Raw genomic sequence first — 18,498 nt, forward strand, 5'->3', positions numbered from 1 at the left:
TTTTATTATACATCAACATTAATATTATAATTAATTAATTTTTGTTTTAATAAGAATTTTGTTTTTGTCATTCTTTTGCCAAATATTTTGAAAAAAGAAAAAATAAATAAAATAATCAAAATTCAAAATTATATGTGCATTTTTTGTCTTATCTTCTTTAAATTAGGTCCAAACTTTTTATCCAATTCTTCTCTATATTCTTTATATATTTCTGCAAGGTAAATATCATGAACTATAAATGATTCTGCCATCAGCATAAAAGCTTTGTTTTCTGTCCATATGGCTTGCGATTTATCTTCATTAAACATGGCAAATAGAGATTCTTCACCATCCGATACTAATGTAAACCATCTACCATGTTTAAAAGCGTAAGATTCCATTTCTTCCATTTCATGATAGTAAATTTCGCCTATCTCTTCACTAACAGTACCATAAAGTACAGTTACTATCTCTATACCTTTTTGCTCTAAAAGTTTTAATTCGTCTTTAAAATATTCATAATCTATATTCCATATTTCCAAATATAAGAATTTATTTGTTCTAGCTAGAACTTTCTTAATCTTATTTCTTATATTTTCTATTCCCTCTAAATGTAGCATATATGAAATTCTGTTTGTCGAATCCATTCTTTTTAAACTATCTTTTAAATATTTTACCGTACTATTAACTCTCTTTTTATATGCATCTAAAAAACCTTCTAAATCTACAGCTACATATTTGATAGGATTATCACTAATGATATTTACAAGATTTTTATCTAAAAGTTTAGACATAGTTTCATAGATCTTAGCCTGTGGAACGCCAGATAGTTTACTTAATTCATAAGCCGTTATATCAGGTTTATTTAAAAGTGCTATATAGGCTTTGGCTTCATATTTGTTTATGCCAATTTCCATCAATTTCTCTATTATTTTTTCTTTATCCATTTAATCATAATCCCTTCTATATTACCCATTAACTATTAATGTACCAGTCTTTCCTTCTATTCCTTCTTTAGCCTTTTCTAGAGAAGTAATTAGAGCCTTTCTACCTTCTTTAGATTTAGCAAACTTTATTGCCGCTTGTACTTTTGGTAACATTGAACCCGGTGCAAAGTGCCCTTCTTCAATATATTTTTCAGCCTGCTTAACTGTTAATTTATCAAGCCATTCCTCATTTTCTTTACCAAAGTTTATTGCAACCTTTTCTACTGCTGTAAGAATTATTAAATAATCAGCATCTAATATTTCTGCTATTTTTTCACTTGCAAAGTCTTTATCTATAACTGCTGGAACACCGATTAAACTATTTCCTTCTTTTACAACTGGTATTCCACCGCCTCCAACAGTTATTACAACATGCCCATTATCAACTAGAGTTTTAACCACTTCTTTTTCAGCAACATCTACTGGAATTGGAGATGGTACTACCCTTCTAAATCCTCTACCTGCATCTTCTTTCATTATATATCCCTTTTCTTCTGCTAATTTCTTAGCCTCTTCTTCAGTATAGAATGCACCTATTGGTTTTGTAGGATTATCAAATGCAGGGTCGTCCTTGTCTACAATAACTTGTGTTATAACTGTAGCTACTGGAATATTTAATCCTCTATTTAAAAGCTCCTCTCTTATCGCATTTTGAAGATGATATCCTATATAGCCTTGACTCATAGCTCCACATTCTGGGAATGGCATTTCTGGAGTAGTACTACCTTCTACCTTGGAAGCGATTTCCATAGCTAAATTTATCATACCAACTTGTGGTCCATTTCCATGAGCAATAATAACTTCGTTTCCACTTTCTATTAAATCAACTATAGGTTTAGCTGTATTCTTAACTAATTCCAATTGTTCTTTTGGTGTTTTACCAAGAGCATTTCCACCTAAAGCAACAACAATTCTTCTTTTCATATTTACTCCTCCTTATAGTTTTGGTTTAACAGGGGACAAGCCCCTGTTATTTTTAAAGATTTCCAATAGTTGCAACCATTACTGCTTTAATTGTATGCATTCTATTTTCTGCTTCATCAAATACTACTGAATGTTTACTTCTGAAAACTTCATCTGTTACTTCCATTTCTTTTAACCCAAATTTTTCATATATGTCTTTACCGATAGTTGTATTTGTGTCGTGGAATGAAGGTAGACAATGCATGAAAATTACATCTGGATTTCCTGTTTTATTAATCATTTCCATATTCACTTGATATGGTTTTAATAAGTTAATTCTCTCTTCAAATTTATCCTCTTCACCCATTGACACCCAAACATCTGTATAGATTACATCTGCACCTTTAACTCCTTCATCTATGTTTTCAGTTAGCTCAATAATTGCTCCTGTTTCCTTAGCTACTTCTCTCATTTCATTTACTAATTCTTCTGATGGGAATAATTCTTTTGGAGCAACTGCTACAAAATGCATTCCCATCTTAGCAGCTCCTATCATTAATGAGTTACCCATATTGTTTCTTGCATCTCCAACAAATACAAGCTTAACTTTATTAAGTGGTTTATTTACATGCTCCATAATAGTCATAAAATCTGCAAGAATTTGAGTTGGATGATATAAATCAGTAAGCCCATTCCATACAGGTACTCCTGCATGTTTAGCTATTTCCTCTACAGTTTCTTGCTTAAATCCTCTGAATTCTATACCATCATAGTATCTTCCTAAAACTTTAGCTGTATCTTCTATAGATTCTTTTTTACCCATCTGGCTGTTTGATAAGAATGTAACGTTTGCTCCTTCATCATATGCTGCAACTTCAAATGCACATCTTGTTCTTGTTGAAGTTTTTTCAAATAATAAAACTATGTTTTTACCTTCAAGTAAATTACCTTTGATACCTGCTCTCTTTTTTCTTTTTAAGTCCATAGCTAAATCTAATAAATATTTAATTTCTTGTGGAGTAAAATCCTTTAATGTTAATAAATGTCTTCCTTTCAAATTAACTGGCATTATAACTCCTCCTTTAATTTATTTGTATTTTATATTTCAAAATATTTTTTCTAAAAATATTTTAACTAAATAATCAAACTTTAATTAAAAGTATTAACTATTAACTACCAACTAATATCTTCTCTAATTAATGGCATTGACATACATCTTGGGCCCCCACGTCCGCGAGAAAGTTCTGAAGATGGAATGACATGAAGTTTTATACCATGTTCTTCTAGTAATTTATTTGTAACATGATTTCTTGAATAAACTACTACTTCCCCTGGTGCAATGGCTAAAGTATTAGAACCATCATTCCACTGTTCTCTACCCGCGTCTATTTTATTCCCATTTCCGCATCGGATTAATGTAACTTTATCTAGATTTAAGTATTTCTTTAATATATCACTCAACTCCATTGTTTCTTTTTCAATTATTAAATTGTGATCTTTTTCTCCTTTTCTTAATGAATATACAGTAAGTGGCCCTTCTATTTCAGGATGTATTGTAAACTTATCATAATCAATCATAGTAAACACAGTATCTAAATGCATAAAAGCTCTTTTCTTCGGTATATCAAACGCTAATATTACTTCAAATTTTTCCCCGTTGTTAAAAATCCTTCTTGCTAATTTTTCAACTGAAGCAGCTTCTGTTCTTTCGGATACACCTATGGCAAGCACCTTATCACTAAGGATGAGTTGATCTCCACCTTCTATAGAAGTATCTTCATCTCTATCATACCAAAAAGGTATTTCAATATCTTTGAACATTGGATGATATTTGAAAATATATTTTGAGAACAACGTTTCTCTATTTCTTGTTACTGTTCGCATATGATTTAATGATATTCCCGAACCGATTGTAGCAAATGGATCTCTAGTAAAATATAAGTTTGGCATTGGGTCAACTATAAAAGGATAATCAGATTCTATCATATCTACTAGAGAAATCTTTTTATAATCTTTAATTTCTTCTTTTCTAATTCCTTCCATCATTTTATCTACCATTTCTCTATTAGTAGAAAAACTTAACAAATATTCTTTTACAAGCTCTCTCTTCTTTTTACTCTTAATATTTGCTTCTTTGACAAATTCATCTATAAATTTTTCTTTAATATCATTATCTGTAAGCGACTCAGCAACTAAGTCTTCAAGGTAAACTACTTCAACTCCGTTATCTCTAAGTGTTTGAGCAAAAATATCATGCTCTTGTCTAGCAATTTCTAAATACGGAATATCATCAAACAATAATCTGTCCATTAAATCAGGAGTTAAATTTTCTATTTCTTTCCCCGGTCTGTGTAGTAAAACTTTCTTCAATCTACCAATTTCCGAATATACATATAAAACGTTTTCCTTTGCCATTGCATAACCCCCCGTTTATTTCTCAACCACATCAGTGGTTACTATTTACACTTTAAGTATATGTTTTTAAGAATTTTTTGTCAAATCGAGTCTTTTTCTATATATTTATATTTTTTCATTTTAATATTCGGAAATGTATAAATATTATATCAAATTATTAATATTCAATAAATATATTGTCGCATAATAACTATTTATCTATTTCAAAGTAGTTCCAATCCAATTTCATTTCTTGATATAATTTTAAAAAAAGAATATTTATACATTTAAAAAATTTTTTTAATAATTTTTAGGTATATTTTGTCAAAACAGATGACGGAAATTATATTCAAAATTATCCACAAATTAATATAGTTTATAATTTCCTATGGATTATAAAAAAACTTCGGGTTTCATACCCGAAGTATAAAGTCAAAAAATGCTTTTGTCTCTTATTTTATTCTCTTTAACACCTCACATAAAAATTCAAATACTCTCTTTGTTGAAGAAATACTTATATGCTCATTTGGAGTATGAACATCATAGATATTTGGTCCAATAGAAACCATATCTATATCCCCAATTTTTTCTTTTAAGAATCCACATTCTAACCCAGCATGTATAGCATCTACTTTTACTTCTTTTCCAAACATATCTCTATAAACTTTAGCCATTAAATCTCTAATAGGAGATTCTGCTTTAAACTCCCACTCAGGATAGTCAGCTACTAATTCCATTTTCGCACCAACCAAATCACATATATTTTGAATTCTATCATTAATTTCCTTTTTCAAACTTTTAACTGAGCTTCTTACTGCGCTATCGAATTCAATTTCTTCTTCTCTAGTTGTAAGAACTCCAATATTGTTAGAACTTTCAACTAAACCTTCTATATCAGCACTCATTGTTTGAACTCCATTAGGTATTAATCTCAAAATACTTATCAATCCTTTTTTAGTTTTTGAGCTAAATACTTTTTGTATTCCATCAACCTTTTCTAATTTAATATTAATATCAGGATCAGACGTTTTATATTCGTTTGAGAATATTTTTTGATATTCATCAACTATACGCTTAAATTTCCCTTCATCTTCTTTATTAATCATTACAACCGCTTTCGACATTTTTGCAATTGCATTTAATTTCTCTCCACCACTAACGTTTGCTATATCAATATTTATTTCTTTATCAAGGTTTTCTAATAATCTTCCTAATAATTTTATTGCGTTCGCTCTATTTTTATTAATTTCTATACCTGAATGTCCGCCTATTAAACCTTTGATAGATATTTTATACCCTATTTTATTAGTATCAGCTTTATTCCATTCGATAGGCAGATGAATAATGTTATCCACTCCACCTGCACATGATGCAAGTATAGTACCTTCTTCTTCAGAATCAATATTTATCAAAATATCTCCAGAAACGTTTTCAGGATTTAAATTTAATACTCCATCCATTCCAGTTTCTTCTGAAACTGTAATCAACGCAACAAGAGGTGGATGTGGCAAATCTTTTGATGCTAAAATGGCCATTATCATAGCTACTGCAATACCATTATCTGCTCCAAGAGTCGTTCCTTTTGTTCTTATCATGTCTCCATCTACTACCAATGGAATTGGGTCTTTTGTAAAATCAAAGTCTAAATCTTCATCTTTTACACAAACCATATCCATATGCCCTTGAAGTATAACTGTTGGTGCATTTTCGTATCCTTCTGTTCCTGGTTTCTTAATAATTACATTTAAACATTCTTCTTGTATAACTTCTAGTCCATTATCTTTTGCAAATTTCACTAGATAATCACTAACTTGTTTTTCATTCCCTGAACCTCTAGGAATTCTAGTTAATTCCTCAAAAAACTTAAATACAGCTTCAGGCTTAAGTCCTGACAAAACATTTACCATTATAAGCATCCCCTTTACTTTAATTTGTATTTTTTAGGCCTACTGTTAGGTATTTCTACAATAAGCCCTTCATTTATCATTTTTGTTATCAAATTCTTAGTTACTAATTTAGCATCAACAACTTGTACTTTATTTCTACTCCAAAATAAGGACGCTTTTGTACCTCTAATAAGCTTTTCAATATCAGTTTTAGTTAAAGATTCTTGTTTTTTAAGTTCCTTTAATATTTTAGTTTCAGCTTTCTTATACAAAACATTTAATAGTTCCTCAGTTTTCCTTTGCTGTTTAACATATCCCCACGCATACAAAAATGTAAACGTTATAGTAAATAATAATACCTTTAAAATAAAACTTATCATACCAATCACTTACCTTTTCTCTAACGTAATAAATTTATTATTTCTTAAAATATTCATATAAGTCCCTAATCTTTCATAGAGAGGTTCTACTTTGTCTCCAAATTCTTCTTTTAATATCTTAGCTATATCTTGTATATTTCTTTGCCCATCTATTGACTTCCATACACAACTTCCAATCGGATCTAAATCTATTCTCATTACCTCTGGCGTTTTAAAAAACACTCTTACTATCCTGTCTAACATTCCATTCCTTGGTATGATAACTTGAACTAATCCTTCATCATTAACTACCCATTCTAATGTATTATTTTTTTTAGGGACTAATTTCAGAAAATTATCACTTTTTTTGATTTTTTTAAACATGGCTACACCTCTATCTTTAATAAGATAAATAGTACCTAAAGTCTTGGCTGTTGCTTAAAGCAATAAGTTGCTTTAAGCAACAGCCTTTTAAAATCATCTTTTATCTATTTTAATTTAAAAGAACTTTTTAAGGATACAATTCTATTAAATACTAATTTGTCTTTTGTAGTATATTTAGGATCTACACTAAAATATCCATGTCTAAAGAATTGGAACTTATCATAAGGCTTAGCATCTTTCATGTTTGGCTCAACAAATCCTTGTAAAATCTCTAATGAATTTGGATTTACTTTGTCGAGGAATGATTTTTCTTCATCTTGATCATCATCTAAAATTAAATAGTCATATAATCTAAATTCAGCTGGTATAGCATGTTTAGCATCTACCCAATGAATTGTACCTTTAACTTTTCTACCTGTAAATCCTGTTCCACTTTTTGTTTCAGGGTCATAAGTACAACGCAATTCAATTACATTTCCATTCTCATCTTTTATAACTTCATTACATTTAATAAAATAAGCATGTTTTAATCTAACTTCATTTCCTGGGAATAATCTAAAATATTTTTTAGGTGGATTTTCCATAAAATCTTCTTGTTCAATATATATTTCTCTAGAAAATGGTATAAGTCTTTTACCCATTTCTGGATTTTCAGGATTATTGTCTGCCTCTAGCATTTCAACCTGACCTTCTGGATAATTTGTAATTACCACCTTTAACGGTCTTAATACAGCCATAGTTCTTGGTGCCTTTAATTTTAAGTCTTCCCTTATAAAATGCTCTAACATTCTATAATCTACTACACTATTACTTTTAGCTACACCAACTGCTCTTACAAAATTACGTATTGCTTCTGGTGTATATCCTCTTCTTCTTAACCCTGAAATAGTTGGCATACGTGGATCGTCCCAGCCATCAACATATCCTTGATCAACTAGCTGCTTTAACTTTCTCTTACTCATAACTGTATTAGTTAAATTAAGTCTTGCAAATTCAATCTGTTTAGGCTGATTTTCCATTTCACATTCTCTAATAACCCACTCATATAACGGCCTATGATCTTCAAATTCTAAAGTACAAATTGAATGTGTAACTCCTTCTATTGCATCTTCAATAGGATGTGCAAAATCATACATAGGATATATACACCATTTATCACCTGTATTATGATGTTTAACATGTGCTATACGATATAAAACAGGATCTCTCATATTTAAATTTGGTGAAGCCATGTCAATTTTTGCTCTTAAAACTTTTTCTCCTTCTTTAAATTCACCTTTTCTCATACGTTCAAACAAATCCAAATTTTCTTCTACAGATCTGTTTCTGTAAGGACTTTCTTTTCCAGGCTCTGTTAATGTTCCACGATATTTTTTTATTTCTTCTGGTGATAAATCACAAACATAAGCCTTACCTTTTTTTATTAATAATACTGCACGTCTATACATTTCTTCAAAATAATCTGATGCAAAATACAATCCATCCCACTCATATCCTAACCATCTAACATCTTCTTTAATAGACTCAATATATTCAATATCTTCTTTCAATGGATTAGTATCATCAAAGCGAAGATAAGTCTTACCATTAAATTCATCGGCTAAATCGAAATTTAAGCAGATTGACTTTGCATGACCAATATGTAGATACCCATTAGGTTCTGGAGGGAATCGAGTAACTATTTCTTTATACTTACCTGACTCCAAATCTTTAATAATAATATTTCTTATAAAATTTGATGATGTATTTTTCTTATCCATTTTATCAGACCTTTCTCCTATTGTATTTTTCAAGAGAAATTAATACATGTATATAAATATACCATAAATTCCTTAAACTTTCTATTGATTTTATTCTAAATAATTAAATTAATATTAATTAACAACTAATATCCTAAATTTTTATTTACTATTATAACGTGAATTCTACCTTTTTGCATCTGCTTTTTTATAACTACATACTGATTACAAATTCTATCAGGACTCATACAATCCATACAATATCCAACTTCAGCACAAGGAGTTTTTCTATTTAATCTTTTAGCATTAGCAGGTGCTGCCAATTGTCTATTCCTTTCTATCGCTTCATCTATATTTTTTACTATTTTATTTACTCCAACAACTACTATCACTTTATCTGGTCCATATATCATTGCCGCTACTCTATTTCCTCTACCATCTACATTATAAAGCTCCCCTTCTTCTGTTATTGCATTACTACTAGTAAAATATACATCTGCTGAAAAACTTTTTCTATATAATTCTTTAATATCTTCGCTAGTCAATCCCTCTTTGTATCTATCAAGAAAATTATACTTTCCATTTCTTAAAAAATCTATAACTCCTACTTCAAATAAAGTCATCGAACCTCCAACAGCTACCGTATCTCCTTCTTTTATTAACTCTTTAATTTTCTCAATTGCTTCCTTTTCATTTTGCACAAAATAACCATGCATATTGTTTTTTTCTAAATTTTCAATAGTTCTTTCAACCCTTTTCTCAATAACAAAGGATACATTTTTATCCATACTTTCATCTCCTTTTTATATATATTATTCTTAATATAATAATATTATATAAAGTTTATCGATAAAGTAATTTATTTTAGTGCTAGGTACATCAAATATAATCATAAAAATAGAAACTCAGCCAACTGACTGAGTTTTTATTTTTAAACACTAGGAACGTTTATTCCATAAAATATTTCTGTCATTTCCTTATCCAACTTTTGAATAATTTCTTCTCTTTCTTTTTGTGTTAAATCTTCTTCGCTTATTTCAAATAAATAGTTTTCCAATTTCAAATCTTTTATTTTCATTTTAGTATGGAATATATTAGATTGATAAATATTCATATCTATCAGATTATATCTAGCTATTGTTTCTTTTGCTATAAAGTTTTGAATTGAGTTAATATCATGGTCAATAAAATGTTTTTTTCCATTTACATCTCTAGTAAATCCTCTGACTCTGTAATCTATAGTTATAATATCAGAATCAAAACTATCGATTAAATAATTCAAAGCTTTTAAAGGAGAAATTTTGCCACAAGTAGAAACATCAATATCAACTCTAAATGTACTTATATTATTTTCTGGATGCGTTTCTGGATAAGTATGAACTGTTATATGACTCTTATCCAAATGTCCTACTATATTTTCTCTTATAGGAGTTAATATTCCTCTATTGCAAGATGGATCTAGTACATATAATGGTACTTCTTCCTCAGAAATCAATAGTGTAACACTTGCACCTTGTGGATCATAGTCCTGTTTCGCAATATTTAATACATTAGCCCCTATAATTTCTGTAACAGTTGTTAATATTTTGGTTAATCTTTCAGAATTATACTGTTCATCAATGTATTCAATGTACTTTTTTCTATCTTCTTCAGTTTTAGTATAGCATATATCATAGATATTAAAGCTTAATGATTTTGTTAAATTATTAAAACCGTATAGTTTCAACTTGTTTTCATTAGTTTTTATCAACTTAATTCCCCTCTTCTACTAAATTCTTCTCTATATAATGATTAAATTTATATAGTTAAATCTAGTTTTCCAAAGTTTGAACTAATTATAAATTATAAAACAATAAAATTTAATAGTCAATTATATAAGATAAATTTAAAAAATTACCCCTACTTTATATAAGTAGGGGCTTTACTGTATCCTATTTAAAATTCTGCTGATCTTGGAGTTCTTGGATATGGAATAACATCTCTAATGTTAGTCATACCTGTTAAATACATTATAGCTCTCTCAAATCCTAATCCATAACCAGCATGTTTAACTCCACCATATTTTCTTAATTCTAAATACCACCAATAATCTTCCTGTTTAAGTCCCATTTCTTCCATTCTCTTTACTAAAACATCGAATCTTTCTTCTCTTTGACTTCCACCTATTATTTCTCCTACTCCAGGCACTAATAAATCCATAGCCGCAACTGTCTTTTCATCATCATTCAATCTCATATAGAAAGCCTTTATATCTTTTGGATAATCTGTTACAAAAACAGGCTTATTAAATACTTCCTCTGTAATATATCTTTCATGTTCAGTTTGTAAGTCATTACCCCATTCTACAGGATATTGGAAATTCTTATTTGATTTTTTTAGTATATCTATAGCTTCAGTATAAGTTATTCTTTCAAAATTTGAATTTACAATATTATTCAATCTATCTAATAATCCTTTATCTATGAACTTGTTAAAGAACTCCATTTCTTCTGGTGCATTTTCTAAAACAAAACTTATAATATATTTTAACATTTCTTCAGCCAATTCCATATCATCCTTAAGGTCTGCAAAAGCTATTTCAGGCTCTATCATCCAGAATTCTGCAGCATGTCTTGCAGTATTAGAATTTTCCGCTCTAAAAGTAGGTCCAAATGTATAAACATTCCTAAATGCCAAAGCATATGCTTCCACATTCAACTGTCCGCTTACTGTTAAATTTGTTTCTCTACCAAAGAAATCTTTCTTAAAATCAATTTTACCATTTTCATCTAATGGTAAATTATCAAAATCTAATGTTGTAACTCTAAACATTTGTCCTGCACCTTCACAGTCACTACCTGTAATTATTGGAGTATGCACATAAACAAAACCTCTCTCTTGAAAGAACTTGTGTATCGCATAAGCTACTAATGAACGAACTCTAAATACTGCTGAAAAAGTATTGCTTCTTGGTCTTAAATGAGCAATAGTTCTTAAAAATTCGAAAGTATGTCTTTTCTTTTGTAGTGGATAATCCTTATCTGATTCAGCTTCGATAGTTATACTTGTTGCCTTTATCTCAAATGGCTGTTTATTATTAGGAGTTGCTACAAGCAAACCTTCTACTTTAATTGCAGTACTAATAGGTAATTTTGAAATCTCTTTAAAATTATCTAAATTATCCTCAAACACAATTTGAATATTTTTGAAAAAGCTCCCGTCATTCAGCTCAATAAATCCAAAAGATTTTGAACTTCTAATAGTTCTTACCCATCCCGAAACAACTACATTCTTATCTATATACTTTTCTGTGTTTCTATAAATTTCTTTTACTAATACACTCTTCATCTTCATACCTCCCTTTTTATTATTAAATGTAAAATTAAAAATTGAAAATTTTAAAAAAGCTATTTCCTTAATACAAAATACAAAAATAAAATTTCTTAAGTCTACTTGATAATTTCAACCCAATTACATTTTCAATTTTACATTTTATATAAAAAACCTTTCATCCCAAAACAAGGGACGAAAGGTTACTTTCGCGGTGCCACCCTATTTGCTGCATAAGCAGCCAACTCTACCAGTACAGAAAATACTCTATACTGTCCAAATAATAACGGTTTGGTTCCGTCTAAGCCTACTCTCTTAATGATTTCGGTTAGAGACTCCGAGATGTTCTTCGATATGGACTTCGTATCGGTCTCCCACCATCACCGACTCGCTTAAACTACGTTCCATATCTACTCTTCTCTTCATAGTCTTTTCTATATTTAATTTTTAACTTATTATAATATTTTTTATAAAATATGTCAAAGTAATTTATATGATATAAGAAATTTATATAAATATTACATCACTTTACAAGACCAAGTAAATGATTAACTAATCTATTACTTATATTACTTATTTCTCAAATTGTTATTTTATGAAAAACATTATATAATATACATAAATACTAATATTTTGTAAAATCAATAATTTAATGTTCTTTGTAAATTATTAAACTAAATATTATTAATATAGAAGGAGAAGCTTAAATGAGTTTAATTAAAATAGGTTTTATAATACTGTTATTTAGTATTAGTATTTACATTTTAATCAAATATAAAAGGCAAAAGAACAAAATAAATTTTAATAAATTTATAACTACTATAATTAGATTACTTTTTATCATATTTATGGTAAAGATTACTGCTTCATATATTATACTTGCATATTTTAGTGCTAGTATAGCTTTAAAAAACATCTATAAACTAACCACATTTTTTAATAATCCTGAAATGGTAAGTAATTTAATAATATATGTTCAACAATACTTTAATAATAATGACCTTATTTCTATGATTTTTTTACACGGACTAAATATTATAGCCTCTATGATTTATATATTAATATCTAAGTTGTTAACAAACAAGCATTATAGCAATATTATAAATAGCTTTATATATTTAATAATAGCTTTATCATCACACAATGTACTCTTTTTTTCATTATTATCTATAAAATCAAATCTATTTATTTTTAAGTTTCTTATTATAACTACAATACTTATACTTTGTGGACTGATTGCTAATGCGTTCTATCAAATACATAAAGCAATTAAAAGAATTTAAAAATATAATGAGTTAATAAATTCACTTATTTTCTCTTTACATTTATTTGTATATAGCAGTGATAGAAAAATTTTTATTGGATAAAAGTTGAACTATATGAAATTTAGGCTTATAATTAAAATTGTTAAAAACATAAATAACCGTTAATACTATATAATGGTAAGGTGATATTTGTGGTCAAGAAAAACCCTATAAAAAAAATACCATTTAAAAAAATACCATTATGGAGAAGATTGACCATCATATCAATTTTAGCTTTTATCTTCTTTACATCATATTTATTTCTTTCATACAATGGTAGGATAGGAAAAACCGAAATAATTCTTGGTATTTGTAATATACTTCTCATATATATAGCTATCCACTATTATACAATGCCAAAACGAGGTTATATCCATTTATATGATGATAGCATAGAAATATATACCACATCTATAACACCCAGATTGAATATTAAATTTTCTACAATAAACAAATTAACTGAAGATAATAAGAGAATTCATATACAATATAAAAAAAATCTGAAGTTTGCTATTTTAAAAGAAGCTGTTCCCCAAGAACACATATCTTATTTAAAAACTTTTATTAAGGAAAAAATAAAAAGAGAGTAAATAAGCTCCAAAATTGGAGCTTATTAGCTTATTTATTTAGCTTAAAGCATTGGCTAATCGTTGAATGAAAGCAAAATCTAAATAACATCTGTACTTTTTTCTTTCAAAATTTGACTTTATATAAGTTAACTATAATATTCTTAATAAAAAATAATAATTTGGAAATATGAAGTTTACTCAATTACATTTGTTCATGGAACATCTTTTTAATTCCATTCCAATTGCCCTTAATATAGAAAACTCTCGCTTCCCAATATCATATCCATCTTTTATATTATACTTAACTTCAACTTCCATACCTTCATCTTCAAGAGAATACTCTATACCCATAGCGAGAGTAGTATCATCTTCAATAAGAAGTATATTTTCCATAAAACCATCTCCAGTTTTTATATAAATTTGATTAGAAAAATTCTATTAAAAATCTTTTTCATCCCAAACCATTTTTGCAAGAGGAAATGGTTCTAATGCTCTATCTAAAATACCATGAACATAGGCAATCATTACTCCATAATTTACAATCGGTATATTTAAAGACTTTGCACTATTTATCCTATAGAGCATTCCCCTTCTATTTAACATACATCCTCCACAATGCACAATTAAAGAATATTTTTGTACATCGTCTGGGAAAGAACTTCCAGAACTAAATTCAAATTCTAATTTCTTTCCTGTAATTTGTCTTATCCATCTAGGAATCTTTACTCTACCAATATCATCGGCTTGTCTATGGTGAGTACATCCTTCTGAAACTAAAATCTTATCTCCATCTTTAAGTTTTTCAATTGCTTTAACCCCTTTTACTAGTTCAACTAAATCTCCTTTAAATCTAGCAAATAATATTGAAAAGGAAGTCATCAAAATATCCTTTGGAGTGTCAGCAGCTACCTTCAAAAAGGCTTGTGAATCTGTTATTACAAGTTTAGGTTTTTTAGAAATATTTTCTAAAGTTTCCTTTAATTCATATTCTTTTGTAACAATAGCAATTGCATCGCTTTCTAAAATATCTCTAATAGTCTGCTGTTGAGGAAGTATCAACCTTCCTTTTGGTGCTGCCTTATCAATCGGAGTAACAAGAACTACAAAATCACCTGGTTCTATCAAGTCCCCGACTATCTTAAATTTGTCTTCATCTTCTGGTAAAACACTAATAATTTTCTTTTTCAATTCGTTTATTCCCTGTTTTTTCAATGCTGAAATTGCCAAAACAGGTACTTTAAATTCCTTTTTTAAGTTAATAATATCTTCATTTGATACTTCGGAAATATCAGCTTTATTTAATACTATAATTAGCGGTATTTTCTTTTCCTTAATTCTATCAATTATTATTCTATCTTCATCAGTTATACCAACAGTTGAATCAATTACAAACAATGCTACATCTGTTTTATTTAAAACTTCCATAGTTTTTTTAATTCTAAGTTCCCCTAAATCACCAACATCATCTAATCCAGCAGTATCTATAATAACGCAAGGGCCAATAGGTAAAATTTCTATAGATTTATAAACAGGGTCTGTAGTAGTCCCTTTAACATCTGATACTATTGCTATTTCCTGATTAGTAATTGCATTTATAATACTGGATTTTCCAGAATTTCTCTTACCAAATAAAGCTATATGAACTCTAGTTGAACGCGGTGTATCATTTAAACTCATTTACATCCCTCCAAATTATTTACCTGGTATTCCCGGTTTTGTTACCTGATAAGGATTTAAAATTTTGTCTATTTCCTCCTCATTCAAAATATTTTCTTCTCTTAAAACTTCTCTTATTGTCTTATCATTTTCAAGTGCTTTCTTGGCTATTTCACTTGCCTTATCATAACCTATATGATGAACAAGAGCCGTTACTAATACAGTAGACCTTTCAAGGTTTTCCTTACACCTTTTTTCATTTACTTTTATCCCTTCGATACACTTTTCTCTGAATAAAACAACAGCATCATTTAATAGTTCCAAAGATTCCAAAAGACTTTCAGCTATAAGTGGAATAAATGCATTCAGTTCAAGCTGTCCTGAAGAACTAGCCATGGTAATAGCATAATCGTTTGCTATGACTTTCATAGCCACTTGTGCCACCATCTCTGGTATTACTGGATTAACCTTCCCTGGCATAATACTCGATCCAGCTTGCATCATAGGAAGCTCTATTTCTCCTAGTCCACCTTTTGGCCCTGAATTTAACAGTCTTAAATCATTTGAAATTTTAAGCAAATTCACACTACATGCCTTTAATAATCCAGAAACTTCTACAAATACATCAGTATTTTGGGTTATATCTATAGGGAATTCAGACCTAGCTAGTCCTAGTTTTGTTAGGTCCTGAATAACATCTGTTATCATAAAAATAAATTTTAATGGAGCATTCATTCCCGTTCCGATTGCAGTCCCACCTAAATTTATTTGTCTAAGTCTTTCCTCAACCTTGTAAATTCTCCATCTATCTCTGGCAATTGCTTTTGCATAAGCTCCAAATTCCTGGCCTACCATCATAGGGAGAGCGTCCATAAGCTGAGTTCTACCAAGTTTAATTATTTCACTAAATTCATTTTCTTTAATCTGAAGTGCCTCTTGTAAATCTGCAAGAGAATTGCTCAATTTTCTAAGCATATGAATAGCAGCAATTCTAAGGGCAGTAGGATACACATCATTAGTAGATTGAGACATATTCACATGATTAAGTGGATGAATAATACTGTAGTCTCCTTTTTTTCCTCCTAAAATCTCTATCGCCCTGTTTGCAATAACTTCATTAACATTCATGTTAGTGGATGTTCCCGCTCCGCCCTGAAGTGCACTTAATTTAAACTCATCATCAAATTTACCTTCAATGACTTCTTCACTTGCTTTAATTATGGCATTAGCCTTATCTTCAGGTAATCTATTTAACCTTTTATTTACTATTGCTGCAGCCTTTTTAATAAGAGCAATTTCTCTTATTAGTTTTAAATTTACTGTTTTTGATTCTAATTTAAAATTTTCTAATGCTCTTTTTGTATTTATTCCATAATATCTATCATTTTCAATCCTGCACTCTCCTAAAAAATCCTTTTCTACTCTATAATCCAAACTCCAGACCCCCCTCTCATGTCTATTCTTATTCATAAAAATCTAAATACGAATATTTCTTACCATCTTTTTGCCACCCTAATATTGCATCCATGTTTACATTCTGTGCTGCTTTGAAAATAGACTTATCTACGTTTTCAAAATTTTTCTTTAAATCTTTTATAAGCTCTTTAATTTCATTTCTTTTACTCGACGTCTTCTTTGCAGCAACCATACATGCACAATTTAATGGCCAAATTCCACTATTTTGAATAAAATTCTCAATATGTTTTTCACGTATATAATACATCGGTCTGATTAATTCTATCCCTCTAAAGTTTGTTGATTTTAACTTAGGTAACATTGTTTTAAAACATCCAGAATATAAAATATTTAATAAAGTAGTCTCAATAACATCATTAAAATGATGTCCAAGAGCTAGCTTATTGCATCCAAGCTCTTGAGCTTTATTATACAATGCTCCACGTCGCATTCTAGCACACATATAACAAGGATAATCCTGTGCGATATTATCAACTATTTCAAAAATTTTTGATTCAAAAATATGGATAGGTATATTTAGATATTGACAGTTATCAATCAACAACTCTTTTATGCTTTCATGATACCCTGGATCCATTACAATAAATTCAAGTTCAATTTTAACTTGACCTTGACGTTTTAATTCTTGAAACAGCTTTGCCATAAGCATACTATCTTTACCACCAGAGATTGCAACAGCAATTTTATCTCCATCTTCAACCAAATTAAACTCTCTTATAGCTTTAATAAATTTTGACCATATATGCTTTCTGTATTTTTTAATAATGCTACGTTCTATTTCTCTAAGAGGTTTTCTTTCATTAAAAGGAACTAATATCTCACAACCACTTCCTGCAATACCATTTTCTCGATTATTGTTTTCTTTATTACTCATTATACCACCTCGCTTTTTTCGAAAATATTATATCACCTTTTTAACTCTTTTGTCTTTGAAAAATTAATCAATACACCTAAATTTAGTACTTTGAACTATATACTACTAAAACCTCCCTTTATCGTTTGATTTATGTAGAAATCAAATGTAATCATTTAAATTTCTTATACACTATAAAAAGTGACAATAGATATATTATTGTCACCTTAAGTATTTTAATAATACTTAACTATTTTTGTCTTTAAGATTCTTCTTATCTTCTTAGCAATTTTACCAATAGTTTGTATTTGTTATTTAGTTTTCTAAATAATTTTATAAATTATTATTTTTCAATTAGATTTTAATTTACACAGTTAGTTCATTAGAGTAATTTTTCTCATTAACTTATTCTATTTTTTAAGTATATGAGCCTCATATAATTTTTCGTAGCCTACTTGATTAAAAAGACAAACTTTCATACAAATACTACATCCATATTGTTCTGAAAATACTTTAAAGCATTTGTAACTTTCAATACTTTTAATTAATCCATTTTTATTCTTAACTGGATTTTCAAAAATGGCTTTACCTGGATATTTCCTAATGCAAAGCTTATATTTATCTTCATCATTTCAGCCTTAATATTAAATTATTATTTATAAACTTAAATATTTTTTAAATAAAGTTATCTTTTAACAATG

Annotated in this window: 17 protein-coding genes and 1 other annotated feature; of the genes, 2 read left to right on the top strand and 15 right to left on the bottom strand. The window is 28.8% G+C overall.

The genetic code is table 11. The annotated features are described in order from the left end of the window. Positions 1 to 128: 128 nt before the first annotated feature. The 11 genes from AB4Y15_RS07260 to asnS all read right to left on the bottom strand — a co-directional run bounded on the left by AB4Y15_RS07260 (position 129) and on the right by asnS (position 11,957). Complete coding sequence (locus AB4Y15_RS07260) at positions 129 to 926, bottom strand: TrmB family transcriptional regulator (protein WP_427339399.1); 798 nt, start codon at positions 924 to 926, stop codon at positions 129 to 131. Positions 927 to 947: 21 nt separating this feature from the next. Then, on the bottom strand, positions 948 to 1,889 hold the full coding sequence (gene arcC, locus AB4Y15_RS07265; protein WP_427339401.1) for a carbamate kinase: 942 nt from the start codon (positions 1,887 to 1,889) through the stop codon (positions 948 to 950). A 52-nt stretch (positions 1,890 to 1,941) separates the two neighbouring features. Next, positions 1,942 to 2,937, bottom strand: coding sequence for an ornithine carbamoyltransferase (gene argF / locus AB4Y15_RS07270; RefSeq protein WP_427339402.1), 996 nt, complete (start codon positions 2,935 to 2,937; stop codon positions 1,942 to 1,944). Between the two features lie 104 nt (positions 2,938 to 3,041). Then, complete coding sequence (gene arcA, locus AB4Y15_RS07275; RefSeq protein ID WP_427339403.1) at positions 3,042 to 4,283, bottom strand: arginine deiminase; 1,242 nt, start codon at positions 4,281 to 4,283, stop codon at positions 3,042 to 3,044. Between the two features lie 431 nt (positions 4,284 to 4,714). Further along, positions 4,715 to 6,169 carry an aminoacyl-histidine dipeptidase gene (locus AB4Y15_RS07280; RefSeq protein WP_427339404.1) on the bottom strand — a complete coding sequence of 485 codons (1,455 nt, stop codon included), beginning with the start codon at positions 6,167 to 6,169 and terminating at the stop codon, positions 4,715 to 4,717. Positions 6,170 to 6,183: 14 nt separating this feature from the next. Further along, positions 6,184 to 6,528, bottom strand: coding sequence for a hypothetical protein (locus tag AB4Y15_RS07285; protein ID WP_427339405.1), 345 nt, complete (start codon positions 6,526 to 6,528; stop codon positions 6,184 to 6,186). 9 nt (positions 6,529 to 6,537) lie between these two features. Beyond that, entirely contained in the window at positions 6,538 to 6,891 is a 354-nt protein-coding gene (locus AB4Y15_RS07290) for a PqqD family protein (RefSeq protein ID WP_427339406.1), read from the bottom strand. A gap of 104 nt (positions 6,892 to 6,995) precedes the next feature. After that, on the bottom strand, positions 6,996 to 8,651 hold the full coding sequence (locus tag AB4Y15_RS07295) for a glutamine--tRNA ligase/YqeY domain fusion protein (protein WP_427339407.1): 1,656 nt from the start codon (positions 8,649 to 8,651) through the stop codon (positions 6,996 to 6,998). Positions 8,652 to 8,776: 125 nt separating this feature from the next. Further along, entirely contained in the window at positions 8,777 to 9,418 is a 642-nt protein-coding gene (locus AB4Y15_RS07300) for a lactate utilization protein (protein ID WP_427339408.1), read from the bottom strand. A gap of 143 nt (positions 9,419 to 9,561) precedes the next feature. Continuing rightward, positions 9,562 to 10,380: an adenosylmethionine decarboxylase gene (speD, locus tag AB4Y15_RS07305; protein ID WP_427339410.1), complete on the bottom strand. Its 819-nt coding sequence runs from the start codon at positions 10,378 to 10,380 to the stop codon at positions 9,562 to 9,564. Between the two features lie 185 nt (positions 10,381 to 10,565). Continuing rightward, positions 10,566 to 11,957, bottom strand: a complete 1,392-nt coding sequence (gene asnS / locus AB4Y15_RS07310; protein ID WP_427339411.1) for an asparagine--tRNA ligase — start codon at positions 11,955 to 11,957, stop codon at positions 10,566 to 10,568. 170 nt (positions 11,958 to 12,127) lie between these two features. Then, positions 12,128 to 12,374: a binding site (T-box leader), on the bottom strand. A 272-nt stretch (positions 12,375 to 12,646) separates the two neighbouring features. Here asnS and AB4Y15_RS07315 point away from each other — a divergent pair. Both AB4Y15_RS07315 and AB4Y15_RS07320 read left to right on the top strand, forming a co-directional pair. After that, positions 12,647 to 13,222, top strand: a complete 576-nt coding sequence (locus AB4Y15_RS07315; RefSeq protein ID WP_427339412.1) for a hypothetical protein — start codon at positions 12,647 to 12,649, stop codon at positions 13,220 to 13,222. Between the two features lie 173 nt (positions 13,223 to 13,395). Beyond that, positions 13,396 to 13,833 carry a hypothetical protein gene (locus AB4Y15_RS07320; protein WP_427339413.1) on the top strand — a complete coding sequence of 146 codons (438 nt, stop codon included), beginning with the start codon at positions 13,396 to 13,398 and terminating at the stop codon, positions 13,831 to 13,833. A 177-nt stretch (positions 13,834 to 14,010) separates the two neighbouring features. Here AB4Y15_RS07320 and AB4Y15_RS07325 read toward each other — a convergent pair whose 3' ends face one another. The 4 genes from AB4Y15_RS07325 to AB4Y15_RS07340 are packed head-to-tail and all read right to left on the bottom strand — an operon-like array spanning position 14,011 to position 17,818. Further along, positions 14,011 to 14,205, bottom strand: coding sequence for a response regulator transcription factor (locus AB4Y15_RS07325; RefSeq protein WP_427339414.1), 195 nt, complete (start codon positions 14,203 to 14,205; stop codon positions 14,011 to 14,013). A gap of 45 nt (positions 14,206 to 14,250) precedes the next feature. Beyond that, the gene (gene hydF / locus AB4Y15_RS07330; RefSeq protein WP_427339415.1) at positions 14,251 to 15,489 is read right to left on the bottom strand and encodes a [FeFe] hydrogenase H-cluster maturation GTPase HydF; all 1,239 of its coding nucleotides are present in this window, start codon (positions 15,487 to 15,489) and stop codon (positions 14,251 to 14,253) included. Between the two features lie 15 nt (positions 15,490 to 15,504). Beyond that, positions 15,505 to 16,902, bottom strand: coding sequence for an aspartate ammonia-lyase (locus AB4Y15_RS07335; protein WP_427339416.1), 1,398 nt, complete (start codon positions 16,900 to 16,902; stop codon positions 15,505 to 15,507). A gap of 28 nt (positions 16,903 to 16,930) precedes the next feature. Then, a complete protein-coding gene (locus tag AB4Y15_RS07340) occupies positions 16,931 to 17,818 on the bottom strand; it encodes a tRNA 2-thiocytidine biosynthesis TtcA family protein (protein WP_427339417.1) in 888 nt (295 codons plus the stop codon). Between the last annotated feature and the right edge of the window lie 680 nt (positions 17,819 to 18,498).

It is taken from the genome of Caloranaerobacter longqiensis (assembly GCF_050286925.1).
Taxonomy (GTDB): Bacteria; Bacillota; Clostridia; order Tissierellales; family Thermohalobacteraceae; genus Caloranaerobacter.